The following is a 17,891-nucleotide window of genomic DNA, read 5'->3' as shown; positions in this document are numbered from 1 at the left end:
CGCGAACGTTCGACGCCCTATGCCATGCAATCGGCGATATCTGTGACCTCTTCGACACAACACAATGCCGAAACTTTTTCAAGGCTGCCGGATATGAGGCCGATTAAGTGCGACACGCTTTAGCCGGAAGCCGTCGAACACACCGCGAAGGCATCAGACGTCGACCGCCTGCTCCTGCTCCGCCAGTTGCCCGAGCAGCCAGAAAGCCCGCTCCGAAAGATTGGTCAGGATAAGAACCGTCCCCTTCTGGGCCACGGTGAGATTTCCGTCCGATGCGAGATAGGACTGGCGTATGCGCTGCATGACATTGCCGCGGTTGCGGGTGATGGCCAAGAAAACCGCCCTATCCTCGCCCTTCATATCCTGCAACGCGTCCAGCATCGTCAGCAGCACGGCATCCAAAGCCTCGACAATGGTTCCCAGCAGCGCCTGTGACGCCTTGCTGCCCGCCACCTGGCCGGCGGTTGCGGCGAGGTCTACGAGCGTCTCGTTGAGCCCATCCAGCAGCCGCTGCCGGTTGATCGCACGATCGAGCCGATCATAGCCGCCGACGTCGAACGGCGCCTCGCCCAGACGGCGCAGAAACTCGTGCACCTCGGTGGCGAGCATCGTAAAATTCTGGCTCTGGCGATTGATCAGCGCGGCCGCGTTCTTGGGACGCTCCCGCACAATCTCCAGCCGCTTGATCAGATATGTCGCAAGCCGCTGCTGCTCCAGGCCGGCAAGATCGAGCGCCGAATCGGGCTCCTCAAGGGCCTGATCGTGGATGTAGATCGGTCGGCCGTCATCCTCGTCGGCCAGCGTTGGAAAGCGCTTCGCCAGGATCGGATGAAACCAAGGGATCAGCACCAGCATCAGTCCGGCGCCGACCAGATTGAAGATCACCTGCAGATAGGCCAGTTGAAGCTGCGTCGAAGCCGACAGCGAGCGGATGAGGCGTTCGACCAGCCCGATGCCGGCATATTGTTCGATGAAGAACAGCGGCACCATCAGCGATGCGGCGACGAAGTTGAACGAGACCTGGAACATCGCAAGCTGCTGCGGCCGGCCGCGCAGGTTGGAAGACAACAGCAGCGTCTGGAAGCTTCCGCCAATGTTGCAGCCATAGATCGCCATCATCGCCTGCTCGAAGGTCAGACCACCGCCCGCCGTCAAGGCGATGGTCAGCAACACGATCGAGCTGGTGGATTGCGACAGCACGGTCAGGCACGTCGCAATGACAAGCGGCAGGAAATATGAAGCCCCCGCCAGCGCCAGCAGGTCGCCGAACCATGGCTCGCGTGTCAGCGGAACGATGCCGCTCTGCAGCATCTTCAGGCCGAAGAAGACGAGACTGACGGAAAACACCGCCGTCAGGATCGTCCTGAACCGTGACAGCCTTTCCACGACGAAGGAAATGCCTGTGAGCCCGAGCAGCGCGAGAACGAAAAGCTGGATATCGAGATTGGCAAGCAGGATGAGCATCGTGCTGCCGACATTGGCGCCGGCAACGATCGGCAGGGCTCCCCCGACGGTCAGAAGACCCGTCGCAATCATGCTCGCCAGAACGAACGTGACCGCGGTGGTGCTCTGCATCACGCCGCCCGCGGCGACCCCCAATGCGACGGCCGCGACCGGGCGGTGTATCCAGGCGGCGATCAACTGCTTGAAGCGCCGGCCGGTGAGCTTCTTCAACGCATCCTTGAGCTGATACATGCCGGCGAAGAAGATGCCGAGACCGGCAAGAGCCGTCGCCAACGCGTGAAGCATAGATGCCCTCTCGACAATATTACTGCTCACTCGGTCTAAGAAGAGCTAAACGTTTTCGATAGTTCCTAACGCAGCGTGGCAGACCAACATTGATGCTCCAAACGGACACGAAGTGCCAATTGTTGGACATTCAGTGCGAATTTTATGGCAGCGCCGCCGGGAAACGCATCGTCACCCGATCAGCAAGCCATTGCCTTGGTTACTTTATCGAAATGAGCCTGCCAGGTCGGAATTGGCGGTGCAACCAACCTCTTGGGCTTACCTTTGAATGCGAGGATCTGCTCGATCCATCCGTCTGGGTCGTTGAGTTCACAATAAATCGGGTAGTCGCCGACAATTTCGGAATAAATTTTAAGCGGCGGCGCGATGACCGCGATACCGTCCCGAGCCGCTTCTAAGACAGGCAATCCATAGCCTTCCGCGACACTCGGCATCAACAATGCTTGAGTGTGCTTTAACAACGTGGCGACCGTCTCATCGTCGGGCTGCTCTACAACAACGACACAGCGCCCATACAACGGCGATTTCTCGACACGCTTTCGAAAGTCATCGATTTTCCAACCCCAAGCACCCGCGATAATCAATTGCGGCATATCTTCTGCTGACATGCGACTCGCCATGCGATCCCACACATCCAGCAAAAAGGCATGGTTCTTCCGGGGCTCTATCGTCCCCAAAATCATAAAAATCGGTCGCTTTGGATCAACTCCCGAAGGGAGGATGGAGTGATCGTCGTTAGCAACGGTTTTCGGCGGATGCAGACCAAGATGCGCGACAACAATGCGGCCCTTTGGTTCTACTCCAGTCGAGCTAACCGCATGGGACACAAAATCGTCAGCCGTCACTTGAGAATTACAAAGAACAATATCGGCATACTCCGCCAGGAGTCGAACAAAGACGCCCATCTCTTCTGGCGCGCCCGCCACACAATATTCAGGAAAGTTGAGAGGTATTGTGTCATGAATCATCATAACCGACTTCAACCCAGCCGTTTCAAAAGATGAAAACATGCCTTTAGAAGGTAGTCTCTGACTTACGCTGACATACCAACCTCCGTTCGGAAAAGTGCGAGCAATAAGTCGGGAGACTGCGGTTAAGTTTTCCAATGCTACAGGGCCGCCTAATGCGCTTCGCATGATAGCAGTGCGAACCACTCGGCGAGGACTGTGCAAACGCATGATGCCTCGCGCAGCAAATTGCAAAAACGGGTTCAGTCTATCTTTCGATCTTTCAAATGCTCTGACGCGCATTATGAAGCGAGACAGAAGTGGCAGTGAATCCACACCTTCGCCGCGGATCAAAGCGAGCATAAACGGACCAGCGCTCGCGTCTAGGATTGCAACTTTTCGTCTGCGCTCGAAGAGATAGTAAACAGGCAAATTGGAGTGCACAAGCATTTCAAGCCAGGCACGTTCAACACGGTCAATCCCGGTAATATGCGGAGATCCGGCTCTCGTAAGAAGCTGCGTTACGTCAAAAACAATTGGTGGAACGGTCATTATGCTTCCAGTAAACTGCTATCTGTTATTTCCAGATTCCATGGGTTTCAGACATATAAACTGCACACCGTCTGTTGGCTTCATGACGGCCAATTCCATTTTCAATATGCTTCCACAGCGGCGAAGCAAATAGGTGGGCGTCACGGAACTCTTTTGTGATGACAGGATTTTTCGTAGTGTGAATTTTGATACTTTTCACCGCAAGTATCCCTGAGAGCCATATATCGTCGACTGTCCAGAATACGTCCGGAATGTCAAAATCGGCGTCGGCGAGCCAGTCCGGCTTGACCATGCAGCCGGCATAGCCTTCCATGATGTCTGCGTAACCTTCTACAATTCTTTTGCGTTCAAGCCTTACAAACCCAAGCGTGGCCAGCTTGACGAATTTGTACAACGTCTTGTCCGTTAAATAAGTGTAGCCGCGCGGAAAGTCGCTGACCTGCTTTCTCTCAAGTCCGACATCGTCGGCGCGCATCGGCTTCTCGCACAAAGCCACATCAGGCATCCGGTCGCGCTGCTGTTGAAAACGCATAGCCCACATGCGGTCGTAAGCGTGATCGTCATCGCAATACAGAATATCGATATCACGTCCAGCCCATTTGCGGCAGGCCGGCAGAACCTTCGAGGCCGGGCCGATGTCTTCATCGATCCATGTAACCGTCACCCAGTCAGGGAGAGGCGGAAGCGCGGGAACTTCTCCCGGGAAACGTCGGTAACGCCGCGCGACATATAATTCCACCGCTTCAGGCTTTAGCTCCTGAGAAGCGAGCACATTGAAAAACCTCGGAAGAAATTGAAAGCGGGACGGAATGGAACTCAACGTTATGATCATGTCCGCCAGACTACCTTTATAACTCCTCGATGAACCATAACAAGGTGTTCTACCCAGGCCTCATCGAAATCTCCACACCGCTTAAAAAAAGGGGCCGCGAGGCCCCTTTTTGTTTTCGAAGATGACACCGCTTACTGAGCGGCGGTCGACATGTCGGTCAGCATCGGGTCTGCGACCTCGACGCCCGAGGCCTTGCGGCGCTCGTCGAGGATGAGCTCGTCGCGAGCCGTCGCGATGCGACGGATCTGGCTCATCATGCCACCCGTACCGGCCGGGATCAGACGGCCGACGATGACGTTTTCCTTCAGGCCCTGCAGCGTATCGACCTTGCCGGCAACAGCCGCTTCGGTCAGCACGCGGGTCGTCTCCTGGAAGGAGGCGGCGGAGATGAAGGACGGCGTCTGCAGCGAAGCCTTGGTGATGCCGAGCAGCACCGGCTGGCCTTCCGCAGGCTTCTTGCCTTCCTCGACCAGGCGGTCGTTGACCTCATCGAATTCGATGACGTCGACATGGTCGCCCGGAATGTAGACCGAGTCGCCCTGCGCCGTGATCTCGACCTTCTGCAGCATCTGGCGAACGATCACCTCGATGTGCTTGTCGTTGATCGTCACGCCCTGCAGACGGTAGACTTCCTGGATTTCGTTCACGAGGTAGGAAGCGAGTGCTTCCACGCCCTTGATCGCCAGGATGTCGTGCGGCGCCGGGTTGCCGTCTAGGATGTAGTCGCCCTTCTCGATGGCGTCGCCGTCCTGAAGATGGAACGGCTTGCCCTTCGGGATCAGGTATTCGACCGGTTCAAGCGTCGAGTCATGCGGCTCGATGATGATGCGGCGCTTGTTCTTGTAGTCGCGGCCGAAGCGGATCGTACCGTCGAGTTCGGCGATGATGGCGTGGTCCTTCGGACGGCGTGCTTCGAAGAGTTCGGCAACACGCGGCAGACCGCCGGTGATGTCCTTGGTCTTCGCGCTTTCCATCGGAATACGCGCCAGCACGTCGCCAGGCCTGACCGTTGCGCCGGGCTCGACCGACAGAATGGCCTCGACCGAGAGCAGGAAGCGAGCATCGCCGCCCTTCGACAGCTTGCCGACCTTGCCCTTGGAATCCTGCACCGCGATCGCCGGCTTGAGGTCGTTACCGCGCGGCGTAGACCGCCAGTCGATGACCTCGCGTTTGGTGATACCGGTCGATTCGTCGGCCGTTTCCTGAACCGAGATGCCATCCACCAGATCCTCGAACGCCACGCGGCCTTCGATTTCGGTGAGGATCGGACGGGTATACGGATCCCACTCGGCGATACGCTGGCCGCGCTTCACCTTGTCGCCATCGTCGACGAAGACGCGCGAACCGTAGGTGACGCGGTGCGCAGCACGCTCCTTACCGCCTTCGTCGGTGATGACGACGGCCATGTTACGGCCCATCGCCACCAGGTGACCGTCGGAGTTGCGAACCACATTGCGGTTGCGGATCTGAACGGTGCCTTCATACGACGCTTCAAGGAACGACGAGTCGACCACCTGTGCTGTACCGCCCATGTGGAAGGTACGCATGGTGAGCTGCGTTCCCGGCTCGCCGATCGACTGTGCGGCGATGACGCCGACCGCTTCACCCTGGTTGACCGGGGTACCGCGGGCAAGGTCGCGACCGTAGCAGACCGCGCAGACGCCGGTGCGGACTTCGCAGGTCAGCGCCGAACGGATGCGGATGGTCTGGATCGATGCCTTTTCGATCTGCTCGATGTCGCGTTCGTCCATCAGCGTGCCGGCTTTGACCAGCAGTTCGCCGGTGACCGGATGGTTGATGTCGTCCAGCGCCGTACGGCCCAGGATACGCTGACCGAGCGAAGCAACGACCTGACCCGCATCGACGATCGGCTGCATGGTGAGGCCCTTGTCGGTACCGCAATCCACAGCGTTGACGATGCAGTCCTGCGCCACGTCGACGAGACGACGCGTCAGGTAGCCGGAGTTCGCCGTCTTCAACGCGGTGTCCGCGAGACCCTTGCGGGCGCCGTGGGTCGAGTTGAAATATTCGAGAACGGTCAGGCCTTCCTTGAAGTTCGAGATGATCGGCGTCTCGATGATTTCACCCGACGGCTTGGCCATCAGGCCGCGCATGCCGGCAAGCTGACGCATCTGGGTGGGCGAACCGCGGGCACCCGAATGCGACATCATGTAGATGGAGTTCATCGGCTTCTGGCGACCGTCGTCGTTGAACTCGACCGCCTTGATGCGCGCCATCATCTCGTCGGCGACCTTTTCCGAGCACTTGGCCCAGGCGTCGACGACCTTGTTGTACTTTTCGCCCTGGGTGATCAGGCCGTCATTGTACTGCTGCTCGTATTCCTTGGCCAAAGCCTCGGTTTCCGAAACCAACTTGATCTTGCTGTCGGGGATCAGCATGTCGTCCTTGCCGAACGAAATGCCTGCGCGGCAGGCATGCGCGAAGCCCAGACCCATGATCCGATCGCAGAAAATGACCGTCTCTTTTTGTCCGCAGTGACGATAGACCGTGTCGATCATCTTGGAGATGTTCTTCTTGGTCATCTCCTGGTTGGCTGTTGCAAACGGCACATTGACGTTCTTCGGCAGCAATTCACCGATGATCATGCGGCCAGGCGTCGTGTCATGGATGTGCGACACGACATTGCCTTCGGCATCGACCGTCTTGAAGCGACCCTTGATCTTCGAATGCAGGGTCACGGTCTTGGTCTCGAGCGCGTGCTGGAGTTCGCCCATATCGGCAAACACCATGCCCTCGCCCGGCTCGTTCTGATTGACGATCGAGAGATAATAGAGACCCAGAACCATGTCCTGCGACGGCACGATGATCGGTGCGCCGGAAGCAGGGTGCAGGATGTTGTTGGTCGACATCATCAGCACGCGGGCTTCAAGCTGGGCTTCCAGCGACAGCGGCACGTGAACGGCCATCTGGTCGCCGTCGAAGTCGGCGTTGAAGGCCGTGCAGACGAGCGGATGCAGCTGGATCGCCTTGCCTTCGATCAGCGTGGGTTCGAAGGCCTGGATGCCCAGACGGTGCAGCGTCGGCGCGCGGTTCAGAAGAACCGGATGCTCGCGGATGACCTCGTCCAGGATGTCCCAGACCTCAGGCTTTTCCTTCTCGACCAGCTTCTTGGCCTGCTTGACGGTGGACGAATAGCCCTTGGCGTCGAGGCGCGCATAGATGAACGGCTTGAACAGCTCGAGCGCCATCTTCTTCGGCAGACCGCACTGATGCAGCTTCAGTTCCGGACCCGTCACGATGACCGAACGGCCGGAATAGTCGACGCGCTTGCCGAGCAGGTTCTGGCGGAACCGGCCCTGCTTGCCCTTCAGCATATCGGACAGCGACTTCAGCGGACGCTTGTTGGCGCCCGTGATGACGCGGCCGCGACGGCCGTTGTCGAACAGCGCATCGACCGCTTCCTGAAGCATGCGCTTCTCGTTGCGGATGATGATGCCCGGTGCGCGCAGTTCGATCAGGCGCTTCAGGCGGTTGTTACGGTTGATCACGCGGCGATACAGATCGTTCAAATCCGAGGTCGCGAAACGTCCGCCATCCAGCGGAACCAGCGGACGCAAGTCCGGCGGGATGACCGGAACGATCTTCATGATCATCCATTCCGGACGGTTGCCGGATTCCATGAAGTTCTCGACGACCTTCAGGCGCTTCAAAAGCTTCTTCTGCTTCAGCTCCGACGTGGTCGAGGCGAGTTCCGAACGCAGGTCGCCGGCAATCTTGGGAAGGTCCATGCCTGCGAGCAGCTCATGGATAGCCTCGGCGCCGATCATGGCCGTGAACTGATCCTCGCCATACTCGTCGACGGCGATCATATATTCTTCTTCGGAAAGAAGCTGGTGTTCCTTGAGCGCGGTCAGGCCCGGCTCGGTCACGATGTAGTTCTCGAAATACAGAACGCGCTCGATATCCTTGAGCGTCATGTCGAGCAGCGTGCCGATGCGCGAAGGCAGCGACTTCAGGAACCAGATGTGCGCAACCGGCGCTGCGAGCTCGATATGGCCCATGCGCTCGCGGCGAACGCGCGACAGCGTGACTTCAACGCCGCACTTCTCGCAGATGACGCCCTTGTACTTCATGCGCTTGTACTTGCCGCACAGGCACTCATAGTCCTTGATCGGGCCAAAAATGCGCGCGCAGAACAGGCCGTCGCGCTCGGGCTTGAACGTACGGTAGTTGATCGTCTCCGGCTTCTTGATCTCGCCGAACGACCAGGACAGGATCTTCTCAGGGCTGGCGAGCGAAATCCGGATGGAATCGAACACCTGCGCAGGCGCCTGCGGGTTGAAGAGATTCATGACCTCTTGGTTCATGCCGTTCTCCTTTTCGGGGTCATCGAAACCCCTTTGCATCTTGTGCGGGCCTAAGCGTCCGCAATCTATGTCGGCACTAAGCCGAAAATTCGGCGAGGCGCCGCGAAGGTGTCTTCGCGGCGCTCAACACTTTTACTCGGCAGCGTCGGGCAAACGCTGAGGACCGTCGTCGAGCTTGGAATTCTCCAGTTCGACATTGAGGCCCAGCGAGCGCATTTCCTTGACGAGAACGTTGAAGCTCTCGGGGATGCCGGCTTCGAACGTATCGTCGCCGCGCACGATGGCCTCGTAGACCTTGGTGCGGCCAGCCACGTCGTCCGACTTCACGGTCAGCATTTCCTGCAGCGTGTAGGCGGCGCCGTAGGCTTCGAGCGCCCAGACCTCCATCTCGCCGAAGCGCTGTCCGCCGAACTGCGCCTTGCCGCCCAGCGGCTGCTGGGTAACGAGCGAGTAAGGTCCGATCGAACGGGCATGGATCTTGTCGTCGACCAGGTGGTGAAGCTTGAGCATATAGATGTAGCCCATGGTCACCTTGCGGTCGAACGGCTCACCGGTACGGCCATCGTAAAGCTGCGACTGGCCGCTGGTGTGCAGACCCGCCTGCTTAAGCATCTCGTCGATATCTTCCTCATGCGCGCCGTCGAAAACCGGGGTCGCAATGGAGACGCCGCGCTTCATCTGCTCACCGAGCAGGATGATGGACTCGTCGTCATACTGCCGAACCGGCTCGTTCCGGTCGTTCTCCGGAATGATGCTCTCGATCGTGTCGCGAAGCGGCTGAATCTCTCCGCCCTGCTTGTAGGCCTCGATCAGTTCGCCGATCTTCTTGCCCATGCCCGAGCAAGCCCAGCCAAGATGCGTTTCCAGAATCTGGCCGACATTCATGCGCGAAGGCACGCCCAGCGGGTTCAGCACGATGTCGGCATGCGTTCCGTCTTCCAGGAACGGCATGTCTTCCACCGGCACGATGCGCGACACGACACCCTTGTTGCCGTGACGTCCGGCCATCTTGTCGCCGGGCTGCATCTTGCGCTTCACCGCGACGAAGACCTTGACCATCTTCATCACGCCGGGGGGCATCTCGTCGCCGCGCTGCACCTTCTCGACCTTGTCCATGAAGCGCTGCTCGAGCTGCTTCTTGGAGTCGTCGTATTGGCCGCGAAGCGCTTCGAGCTCGCCCTGCACGCTTTCGTCCTCGACGGCGAACTGCCACCACTGCGAGCGTGGATATTCGCTCAAGGTGCTCTTCGAAAGGCTGGAGCCTTTCTTGAAGCCTTTCGGGCCGGCAATCGCTTCCTTGCCGTCGAGCATGTCGCTCAGGCGGCTGTAGACGTTGCGGTCGAGAATGGCCTGCTCGTCGTCGCGGTCCTTGGCGAGGCGTTCGATCTCCTCGCGCTCGATCGCCATGGCGCGTTCGTCCTTCTCGACGCCGTGGCGGTTGAAGACGCGCACTTCGACGACGGTGCCGAAGGTTCCGGGCGGCATGCGCATGGAGGTGTCACGGACGTCCGAGGCCTTCTCGCCGAAGATGGCGCGCAGAAGCTTCTCTTCCGGCGTCATCGGGCTTTCACCCTTCGGCGTGATCTTGCCGACGAGGATGTCGCCGGGAGCGACTTCCGCGCCGATATAGACGATGCCGGCTTCGTCGAGGTTCTTCAGCGCTTCTTCCGAGACGTTCGGAATGTCGCGCGTGATTTCCTCAGGCCCGAGCTTGGTGTCGCGCGCCATGACCTCGAACTCCTCGATATGGATCGAGGTGAACACGTCGTCGGCCACGATGCGCTCGGAGAGCAGGATCGAGTCCTCGTAGTTGTAGCCGTTCCACGGCATGAACGCGACGAGCACGTTCCGGCCGAGCGCCAGGTCGCCGAGATCGGTCGACGGACCGTCTGCGATGATGTCGCCCTTGTTGACCAGGTCGCCCATGCGGACCAGCGGACGCTGGTTGATGCAGGTCGACTGGTTCGAACGCTGGAACTTCATCAGGCGGTAGATGTCGACGCCGGACTTGCCGGATTCGAGATCTTCCGTGGCGCGAACCACGATACGGGTCGCATCGACCTGATCGACGATGCCGCCGCGGCGTGCGCCGATGGCAGCGCCTGAGTCACGGGCAACGATCGGCTCCATGCCGGTACCGACGAACGGAGCCTCGGCGCGCACCAGCGGCACGGCCTGACGCTGCATGTTCGAGCCCATCAGAGCGCGGTTGGCGTCGTCGTTTTCCAGGAACGGGATCAGCGCGGCTGCGACCGAAACCATCTGCTTGGGCGAGACGTCCATCAGATCGACGTTTTCGCGCGGCGCCATCATCACTTCGCCGGCGTTACGGCAGATGACGAACTCGTCGACGAAACGGCCGTTCTTGTCGAGCTCGGCGTTGGCCTGGGCGACGAAGTGCTTGGCCTCTTCCATCGCCGACAGATAGACGACGTCGTTGGTCAGCTTGCCGTCGACGATCTTGCGGTACGGGCTTTCGATGAAGCCATACTTGTTGACGCGAGCAAACGTGGCCAAGCTGTTGATCAGACCGATGTTCGGGCCTTCCGGCGTTTCGATCGGGCAGATACGGCCATAATGCGTCGGGTGAACGTCGCGGACTTCGAAGCCGGCGCGCTCGCGGGTCAGACCGCCGGGTCCAAGTGCCGACAGGCGGCGCTTGTGGGTGATCTCCGAAAGCGGGTTGGTCTGGTCCATGAACTGGCTGAGCTGCGAGGAACCGAAGAACTCGCGCACGGCGGCAGCCGCCGGCTTGGCGTTGATCAGGTCCTGCGGCATGACCGTGTCGATCTCGATCGAGGACATACGCTCCTTGATCGCGCGCTCCATGCGGAGCAGTCCGACGCGGTACTGGTTTTCCATCAGCTCGCCGACCGAACGCACACGGCGGTTGCCGAGGTTGTCGATGTCGTCGATCTCGCCCTTGCCGTCGCGCAGCTCGACCAGCGTCTTGACCACGGCAAGGATGTCTTCCTTGCGCAGGACGCGGACGGTGTCGGCAGCATCGAGCTCGAGACGCATGTTCATCTTCACGCGGCCAACGGCCGACAGGTCGTAGCGCTCGCTGTCGAAGAACAGCGAGTTGAACATGGCTTCCGCCGTGTCGATGGTGGGCGGCTCGCCCGGACGCATGACGCGATAGATGTCGAACAGCGCGTCCTGGCGGCTTTCGTTCTTATCGGCGGTCAGCGTGTTGCGGATGTAGGCGCCGACATTGACGTGATCGATGTCGAGCACGCTGAATTCCTCAGCGCCCGTCGACAGCAGAACCTTCAATGTCTTCTCGTCGATCTCATCGCCCGCCTCGAGATAGATCTCGCCGGTAGCGTAGTTGACGATGTCCTCGGCCAGATAGCTGCCATACAGGTCGTCTTCGGTCGCCTTGATGGCCTTGAGGCCCTTTTCGGCGAGCTGACGCGCCTGACGCGCGGTGATCTTCTTGCCTTGCTCGACGACGACTTCGCCGGTATCGGCATCGACCAGATCGCCGACGGCCTTGAGGCCGCGGAAACGGTCGACCGAGAACGGAATGCGCCAATGGTCGCCCGAACGGCGGTATTCGATCTTGTTGTAGAAGGTCGACAGGATTTCTTCGCCGTCCATGCCCAGCGCCATCAACAGCGACGTTGCCGGAATCTTGCGGCGGCGGTCGATGCGGGCGTGGACGATGTCCTTGCTGTCGAACTCGATGTCGAGCCACGAGCCGCGATAAGGGATGACGCGCGCGGCAAACAACAGCTTGCCAGACGAGTGGCTCTTGCCCTTGTCGTGATCGAAGAAGACGCCCGGCGAACGGTGCATCTGGGACACGATGACGCGCTCGGTGCCGTTCACGATGAACGTACCGTTATTGGTCATGAGCGGCATGTCGCCCATGTACACGTCCTGCTCCTTGATGTCCTTGATGGACTTCGAGCCGGTATCCTCGTCAATATCGAACACGATCAGGCGCAGCGTCACCTTCAGCGGCGCGGCATAGGTCAGATCGCGCTGCCGGCATTCGTCGACGTCGAACTTCGGGTTTTCGAACTCGTACTTGACGAATTCCAGCATCGACGCGCCGGAAAAGTCCGAAATCGGGAAGACCGACTTGAAAACGGCCTGCAGGCCCTCGTCCGGACGACCGCCCTTGGGCTCGTCCACCATCAGGAACTGATCATAGGATGCTTTCTGAACCTCGATCAGGTTCGGCATCTCCGCAACTTCCGGGATCTTTCCGAAGAACTTGCGTACGCGTCTGCGGCCATTAAAAGTTTGGGTCTGGGCCATCGTCGCTCCTTGCTGCCTTTCTCGGGACACGCCTCGCATCAACGCGTCCTGTCATCCGGACCGTCCTCGCAAACGGCCTGTCTCTAACGGTTTGAAACCCGTTTCCTGAAGGCCGTCTTCTCGGCCCTCAGGAAAAAGGTTTCCATCAATTTCCCCCGGTGACGGGAGCCGGCGGATGGAATCCCACCCGCCGGTACCGCACTATTACTTCAGTTCGACCTTGGCGCCGGCTGCTTCCAGCTGAGCCTTGATCTTCTCGGCATCCGCCTTGTTGGCGGCTTCCTTGACTGCCTTCGGAGCGCCTTCGACGAGGTCCTTGGCTTCCTTGAGGCCCAGGCCGGTGATGGCGCGGACTTCCTTGATCACGTTGATCTTCTGAGCGCCGGCATCCGTGAGGATGACGTCGAACTCGGTCTTCTCCTCGACCGGAGCAGCGGCAGCGCCACCGCCAGCAGCGGCGACAGCCACCGGAGCAGCAGCGGAAACGCCCCACTTTTCTTCAAGGAGCTTCGAGAGCTCGGCCGCCTCGAGGACGGTCAGGCTCGACAGGTCTTCAACGATCTTGGCGAGATCAGCCATTGTTATATTCCTTCAATCAGTTCGAACGAGTGTTGATGATAGCGAGGAACGGCCTCATGCCGCCTCGTCCTTCCGGGCGTAGGCGCCAATGACGCGCGCGACCGAAGCCGCCGGTGCATTGACGATCTGAGCGATCCGGGTCGCCGGGGTGACAATCATGCCAACCAGCTTTGCGCGAAGTTCGTCGAGCGACGGGAGCGCGGCGAGAGCCTTGACTCCATCGGCGTCGAGCGCGGTGTTGCCCATTGCGCCACCGAGAATGACAAGCTTGTCATTGATCTTGGCGAAATCGGACGCGACCTTCGGCGCGGTAATCGGATCGTTCGAATAAGCGACCAGCGTCTGTCCCTTGAACAGTTCGATGATGCTTTCCGACTCAGTGCCCTGAAGAGCGATTTTGGCGAGACGGTTCTTCGCGACTTTGACGGTGCCGCCGGCAGTACGCATCTTCGTACGAAGATCGTTCATCTGCGCGACGGTGATACCGGCGTAGTGGGCCACGACCACTGAACCCGCGCCCGAAAACGCTTCGTTCAGGCCGGTGACGAGTTCGCGTTTTTCCGCTCTGTCCACTGCCTATCTCCAGTTGACCCCATTCCATTTTCGGAAACAGGGTCGGGTTGCCTTTTGCCACGCGGACAATCTCTAGAGATCACCCGAGCAGCGCTCGAGGATCCTGCCCCCCTTCGCCACGCCCTCATTTCTGAAGGGCGCGCAGACAAAAGGCCAACACGGTTCGAACCTTTCATTGGAGCATTCGCTCCTTTGTCGGGTCTTCACCCGTCTCATGCAGGCCATACGATTAAGGTGCGGCTTGCGCCGAACCGCCTGCAATCTCGGACAGGATAACCAGAAGCCGTTGCCGGCTTCCGGCATCCGGACCCGAAGGCCCGGAATTCAGGTGGACCGAGCGAGCATCGCTCGGTCCGAATTCACAACATCAGGACGCGGCGAGCGTCGCGACGTCCAGCTTCAGGCCGGGGCCCATCGTCGAGGTGACGGACACCTTCTTGACGTAGACACCCTTTGCGCCCGCCGGCTTCGCCCGGTTGACCGCATCGGCAAACGCCTTGATGTTTTCTTCAAGCGCCTGGACCTCGAACGAGATCTTGCCGATGCCGGCGTGGATGATACCGGCCTTTTCGACGCGGAACTCGACGGCGCCGCCCTTGGAAGCCTTCACGGCGCCGGCGACGTCGGTGGTCACGGTGCCGACCTTGGGGTTCGGCATCATGCCGCGCGGGCCGAGCACCTTGCCCAGACGACCGACCAGCGGCATCAGGTCAGGGGTGGCAATGCAGCGATCGAAATTGATCTCGCCCTTCTGGACGATCTCGACCAGGTCTTCCGCACCGACCAGATCCGCACCGGCGGCGCGGGCTTCGTCAGCCTTGTCGCCACGAGCGAAAACCGCGACGCGAACCGTGCGGCCCGTGCCGTTCGGCAGGTTGACCACACCGCGGACCATCTGGTCAGCATGGCGGGGATCGACGCCGAGGTTCATGGCGACTTCGACGGTCTCGTCGAACTTCACCGTGGAACGGTCCTTCAGAAGCTGAAGGGCTTCGCCCAGGCCGTAAGCCTTGTCGCGATCGATGCCTTCACGGCTCTTGGCAATACGCTTTGCAATCTTAGCCATGATCTCAGCCCACCACTTCCAGACCCATCGAACGGGCGGAGCCCTCGACCATCTTGATGGCCGCTTCGACGTCGTTTGCGTTCAGGTCCTTCATCTTCGCTTCGGCGATCTCGCGCACTTTTGCGGCGGTGATCTGACCGGCCTTGACCTTGCCCGGCTCCTTGGAGCCCGACTTCAGGTTGGCGGCCTTCTTCAGGAAGTAGCTCACCGGAGCCGTCTTCATGACGAAGGTGAACGACTTGTCCTGATAGTAGGTGATCACGACCGGAACGGGCGAACCCTTTTCCATTTCCTGGGTCTGCGCGTTGAACGCCTTGCAGAACTCCATAATGTTGATGCCACGCTGACCAAGCGCCGGGCCGATCGGGGGAGACGGCGTAGCCGATCCCGCGGAAACCTGGAGCTTGAGCTGGCCTGCTATTTTCTTAGCCATCTCTATTCCTGCCTTGTCTGTGCCGAATACTCGGCGGTTGCAGTTTGGTGGTTCGACTGAAGAGGGTCGGCTCTGCCGCTCCCGCCTCCCACCGGCTTGCTCCGATCCTCAGACCGGAGCGCTCGCACCGCCGAAGCGGCGCTTTACAATCAGCTCTTTTCGACCTGACCGAATTCGAGATCCACAGGCACGGCGCGCCCGAAGATCGAAACTTCCACCTTGAGGCGGGCACGCTCCTCGTCGACTTCCTGAACGAAGCCGTTGAACGAAGCGAACGGACCGTCGGCAACGCGAACCGCCTCGCCGATCTCGAAGGTGACCGACGGCTTGGGCCGCTCGACCCCTTCCTGGACCTGGTTGAGGATGCGCTGCGCCTCAGCCTCGGTAATCGGCACCGGCTTGGAATCGCCGAGGAACCCAGTGACCTTCGGTGTGTTCTTCACGAGACTGAAGATCGCATCCGAAAGATTGGCCTTCATCAGGACATAGCCCGGAAAGAATTTGCGCTCGGCATCGACCTTGCGCCCGCGACGGACCTCGACAACCTTCTCGGTGGGAACGACGATCTGTTCGATCTGGTCGCTCAACCCCTTTTGCTTGGCCTTGTTGACGATATCCTCGGCGACCTTCTTTTCGAAGTTCGAATAGGCATGAACGATGTACCACCGGGCGGTCATTCAGGATCTCCGATTGCTATCGTTCAGCGGCCGATGACGAGAATCTGCTCGACGGCAAAAGCCATCAGCTGATCGGCGGCAAAGAAGAAGACCATCGCGACGGCCGCGAACACCAGAACCATCAGCGTGGAGATCAAGGTTTCGCGGCGGGAAGGCCAGGTAACCTTCGCCGTCTCCGACCTCACTTGCTGAAGGAACATAAAAGGATTGGTGGTCTTCGAGGCCATGGCCGCCCTATTCTAACTGCCCGTTGACCGGACATTCTGGATTTTCCCGAGAAGCTCGGGAGTTTCTCACAAAGGCAACCGATGCCGAATCAGCAGCGTTTCGCCCATGCAATTCGGACGCGTAAAGCCCAATTCATGGCTCCACGCGCCGCGTGACTGTCTGCAATACATAAAGCCGATTCTCGATCCACGCAAGTGGCAGAACGCGCTTTAGGTTCGCTGCACCTTCGAAACCATCCAGTCGTATCGATAAGGTAGCACATATATGCCATAACAGAGTACGCTTGGCAAGATGGCAGGGGCAGCAGGGCTCGAACCTGCGACCTGCGGTTTTGGAGACCGCCGCTCTACCAACTGAGCTATACCCCTAACGCGGCCTGCTATTTCACAGACGGCTGAAGAACTCAAGCCGGTTTTCACTCGGTCGCCGGTTAATTCACCGCCCACCGCCGAAACCGCGCCCATCCGGTCGGTCACTGTCCTATTCCGTGTCGGATGCAAGCAGGACCCTGCAGTTGTTCGCGGCCGGCACGACCTTGCAGATATCGGGCGATGTGACGAATTCTACGGGATCCTTGCTCGTAATGAGCTTCATGGCCGACGCTTCGTCGGTCCCAAGCCGCCGAATCTCGCTCGCGGGCGTCGATATCATCGCATCCACCACTGTCGCTTCGACACCCATCTCCTCGAGATAGCGCCGCAGCTTCTTCTCGGTCAGCGGCCCCATCTCGACGGTCGTATAGCTCCCGACATTCTTGCGGCCCACGATCTTCTTGCCGAGAATCTTTTTCCGGCCGTTCTCGATTCGATATGTGGTTCGGTACTGCACCTGGGTTTTGACAAACCTCGTCGTGATCTGGTGAACGCCGAGATGCGCCCAAGCGCCCGACAGGCGCCTCACCCCGCCTGCAAGCATCAGCGGACAGGCGGAATTGCACATAGCGCCCATCGTATAGGGCGCCCCGCGGTAGCCGCCGCCTTTGCTCTTGTCCGGAACGCACTTCGGATCGCGGGGATCGCATCCCATGAAGACAGTTCCACCCACCGCTGCATCGAGCTTCGCGGCGCGAATGGCTCGCCCCATCGCCAATGCGGCTTCGACGTCGCCGCCCGGCGAATTGAGCACGACGGGGAGCTTTCGCGCGCCAAGCGATTTCAGGACCTTGTTCAGCTTCAACGGTGTGTCGGCGTTGATCTCGCCCTCGCCGTAAATCCATTCCGGACAGGTCGGCTCGCAGCCGGGCCGGCTGCTTCGAACGACGGAAAACACCATCGGCCGCATATCGCCCTGCCCCACACCCTGGACTGCGGGCGATCCAGCCCGGCCTTCAGCCGTCGCCAGTCCGAGAAAAAGGGCGGCAACCGCCCACACACACCGCAACAAATGACAGCCGGCCATAGCACCCTCACCCCGCGCAAATGTAGAGCCGGGCGGAGGAAAAGCGCAAGGACGACGGAGGTCGGAGACAACAAAAAGGGCCGGTTCGAAAACCAGCCCTTTTCTCAATCAGTGCTCAAAAAACCTAACGTGTCGAAATTACTCGACGATAGCTGCGACGATGCCTGCACCGACGGTGCGGCCGCCTTCACGGATGGCGAAGCGCAGGCGCTCTTCCATCGCGATCGGCACGATCAGCTCGACATCGACCGTGATGTTGT

The 17,891-nt window shown here is 59.7% G+C and carries 13 protein-coding genes and 1 tRNA gene; all 14 read right to left on the bottom strand.

Going from position 1 to position 17,891, the window contains the following annotated elements:
* Positions 1 to 153 precede the first annotated feature (153 nt).
* Positions 154 to 1,749, bottom strand: a complete 1,596-nt coding sequence (locus ICI42_RS23260; RefSeq protein WP_188166995.1) for a Na/Pi cotransporter family protein — start codon at positions 1,747 to 1,749, stop codon at positions 154 to 156.
* A 179-nt stretch (positions 1,750 to 1,928) separates the two neighbouring features.
* Positions 1,929 to 3,248 carry a glycosyltransferase gene (locus ICI42_RS23255; RefSeq protein ID WP_188166994.1) on the bottom strand — a complete coding sequence of 440 codons (1,320 nt, stop codon included), beginning with the start codon at positions 3,246 to 3,248 and terminating at the stop codon, positions 1,929 to 1,931.
* A gap of 25 nt (positions 3,249 to 3,273) precedes the next feature.
* Positions 3,274 to 4,080 carry a hypothetical protein gene (locus ICI42_RS23250; protein WP_188166993.1) on the bottom strand — a complete coding sequence of 269 codons (807 nt, stop codon included), beginning with the start codon at positions 4,078 to 4,080 and terminating at the stop codon, positions 3,274 to 3,276.
* A 131-nt stretch (positions 4,081 to 4,211) separates the two neighbouring features.
* Positions 4,212 to 8,408: a DNA-directed RNA polymerase subunit beta' gene (gene rpoC / locus ICI42_RS23245; protein WP_188166992.1), complete on the bottom strand. Its 4,197-nt coding sequence runs from the start codon at positions 8,406 to 8,408 to the stop codon at positions 4,212 to 4,214.
* Positions 8,409 to 8,540: 132 nt separating this feature from the next.
* Positions 8,541 to 12,677 (bottom strand): DNA-directed RNA polymerase subunit beta, encoded by a 4,137-nt coding sequence (gene rpoB, locus ICI42_RS23240; protein ID WP_188166991.1) that lies wholly within the window; start codon positions 12,675 to 12,677, stop codon positions 8,541 to 8,543.
* Positions 12,678 to 12,881: 204 nt separating this feature from the next.
* Positions 12,882 to 13,256 carry a 50S ribosomal protein L7/L12 gene (gene rplL / locus ICI42_RS23235; protein ID WP_188166990.1) on the bottom strand — a complete coding sequence of 125 codons (375 nt, stop codon included), beginning with the start codon at positions 13,254 to 13,256 and terminating at the stop codon, positions 12,882 to 12,884.
* Positions 13,257 to 13,310: 54 nt separating this feature from the next.
* Positions 13,311 to 13,829 carry a 50S ribosomal protein L10 gene (gene rplJ / locus ICI42_RS23230; RefSeq protein ID WP_188166989.1) on the bottom strand — a complete coding sequence of 173 codons (519 nt, stop codon included), beginning with the start codon at positions 13,827 to 13,829 and terminating at the stop codon, positions 13,311 to 13,313.
* A gap of 367 nt (positions 13,830 to 14,196) precedes the next feature.
* Positions 14,197 to 14,895, bottom strand: coding sequence for a 50S ribosomal protein L1 (rplA, locus tag ICI42_RS23225; protein WP_188166988.1), 699 nt, complete (start codon positions 14,893 to 14,895; stop codon positions 14,197 to 14,199).
* Positions 14,896 to 14,899: 4 nt separating this feature from the next.
* Positions 14,900 to 15,328 carry a 50S ribosomal protein L11 gene (gene rplK / locus ICI42_RS23220; RefSeq protein WP_188166987.1) on the bottom strand — a complete coding sequence of 143 codons (429 nt, stop codon included), beginning with the start codon at positions 15,326 to 15,328 and terminating at the stop codon, positions 14,900 to 14,902.
* Positions 15,329 to 15,477: 149 nt separating this feature from the next.
* Positions 15,478 to 16,005, bottom strand: a complete 528-nt coding sequence (gene nusG, locus ICI42_RS23215) for a transcription termination/antitermination protein NusG (RefSeq protein ID WP_188166986.1) — start codon at positions 16,003 to 16,005, stop codon at positions 15,478 to 15,480.
* Between the two features lie 23 nt (positions 16,006 to 16,028).
* Positions 16,029 to 16,232: a preprotein translocase subunit SecE gene (secE, locus tag ICI42_RS23210; RefSeq protein WP_188166985.1), complete on the bottom strand. Its 204-nt coding sequence runs from the start codon at positions 16,230 to 16,232 to the stop codon at positions 16,029 to 16,031.
* Between the two features lie 293 nt (positions 16,233 to 16,525).
* Positions 16,526 to 16,601, bottom strand: a tRNA-Trp gene (locus tag ICI42_RS23205).
* A 112-nt stretch (positions 16,602 to 16,713) separates the two neighbouring features.
* Positions 16,714 to 17,613, bottom strand: coding sequence for a COG3904 family protein (locus tag ICI42_RS23200; RefSeq protein ID WP_188166984.1), 900 nt, complete (start codon positions 17,611 to 17,613; stop codon positions 16,714 to 16,716).
* A 156-nt stretch (positions 17,614 to 17,769) separates the two neighbouring features.
* On the bottom strand, positions 17,770 to 17,891 hold a 122-nt coding region (locus ICI42_RS23195; RefSeq protein ID WP_456238706.1), incomplete at its 5' end, for an EF-Tu C-terminal domain-related protein.

Source organism: Oryzicola mucosus, assembly GCF_014534685.1.
GTDB classification, from domain to species: Bacteria; Pseudomonadota; Alphaproteobacteria; order Rhizobiales; family Rhizobiaceae; genus Oryzicola; species Oryzicola mucosus.
The sequence above is the reverse complement of the archived record's forward strand: the minus strand, read 5'-3'. Positions and strand labels throughout refer to the sequence as shown.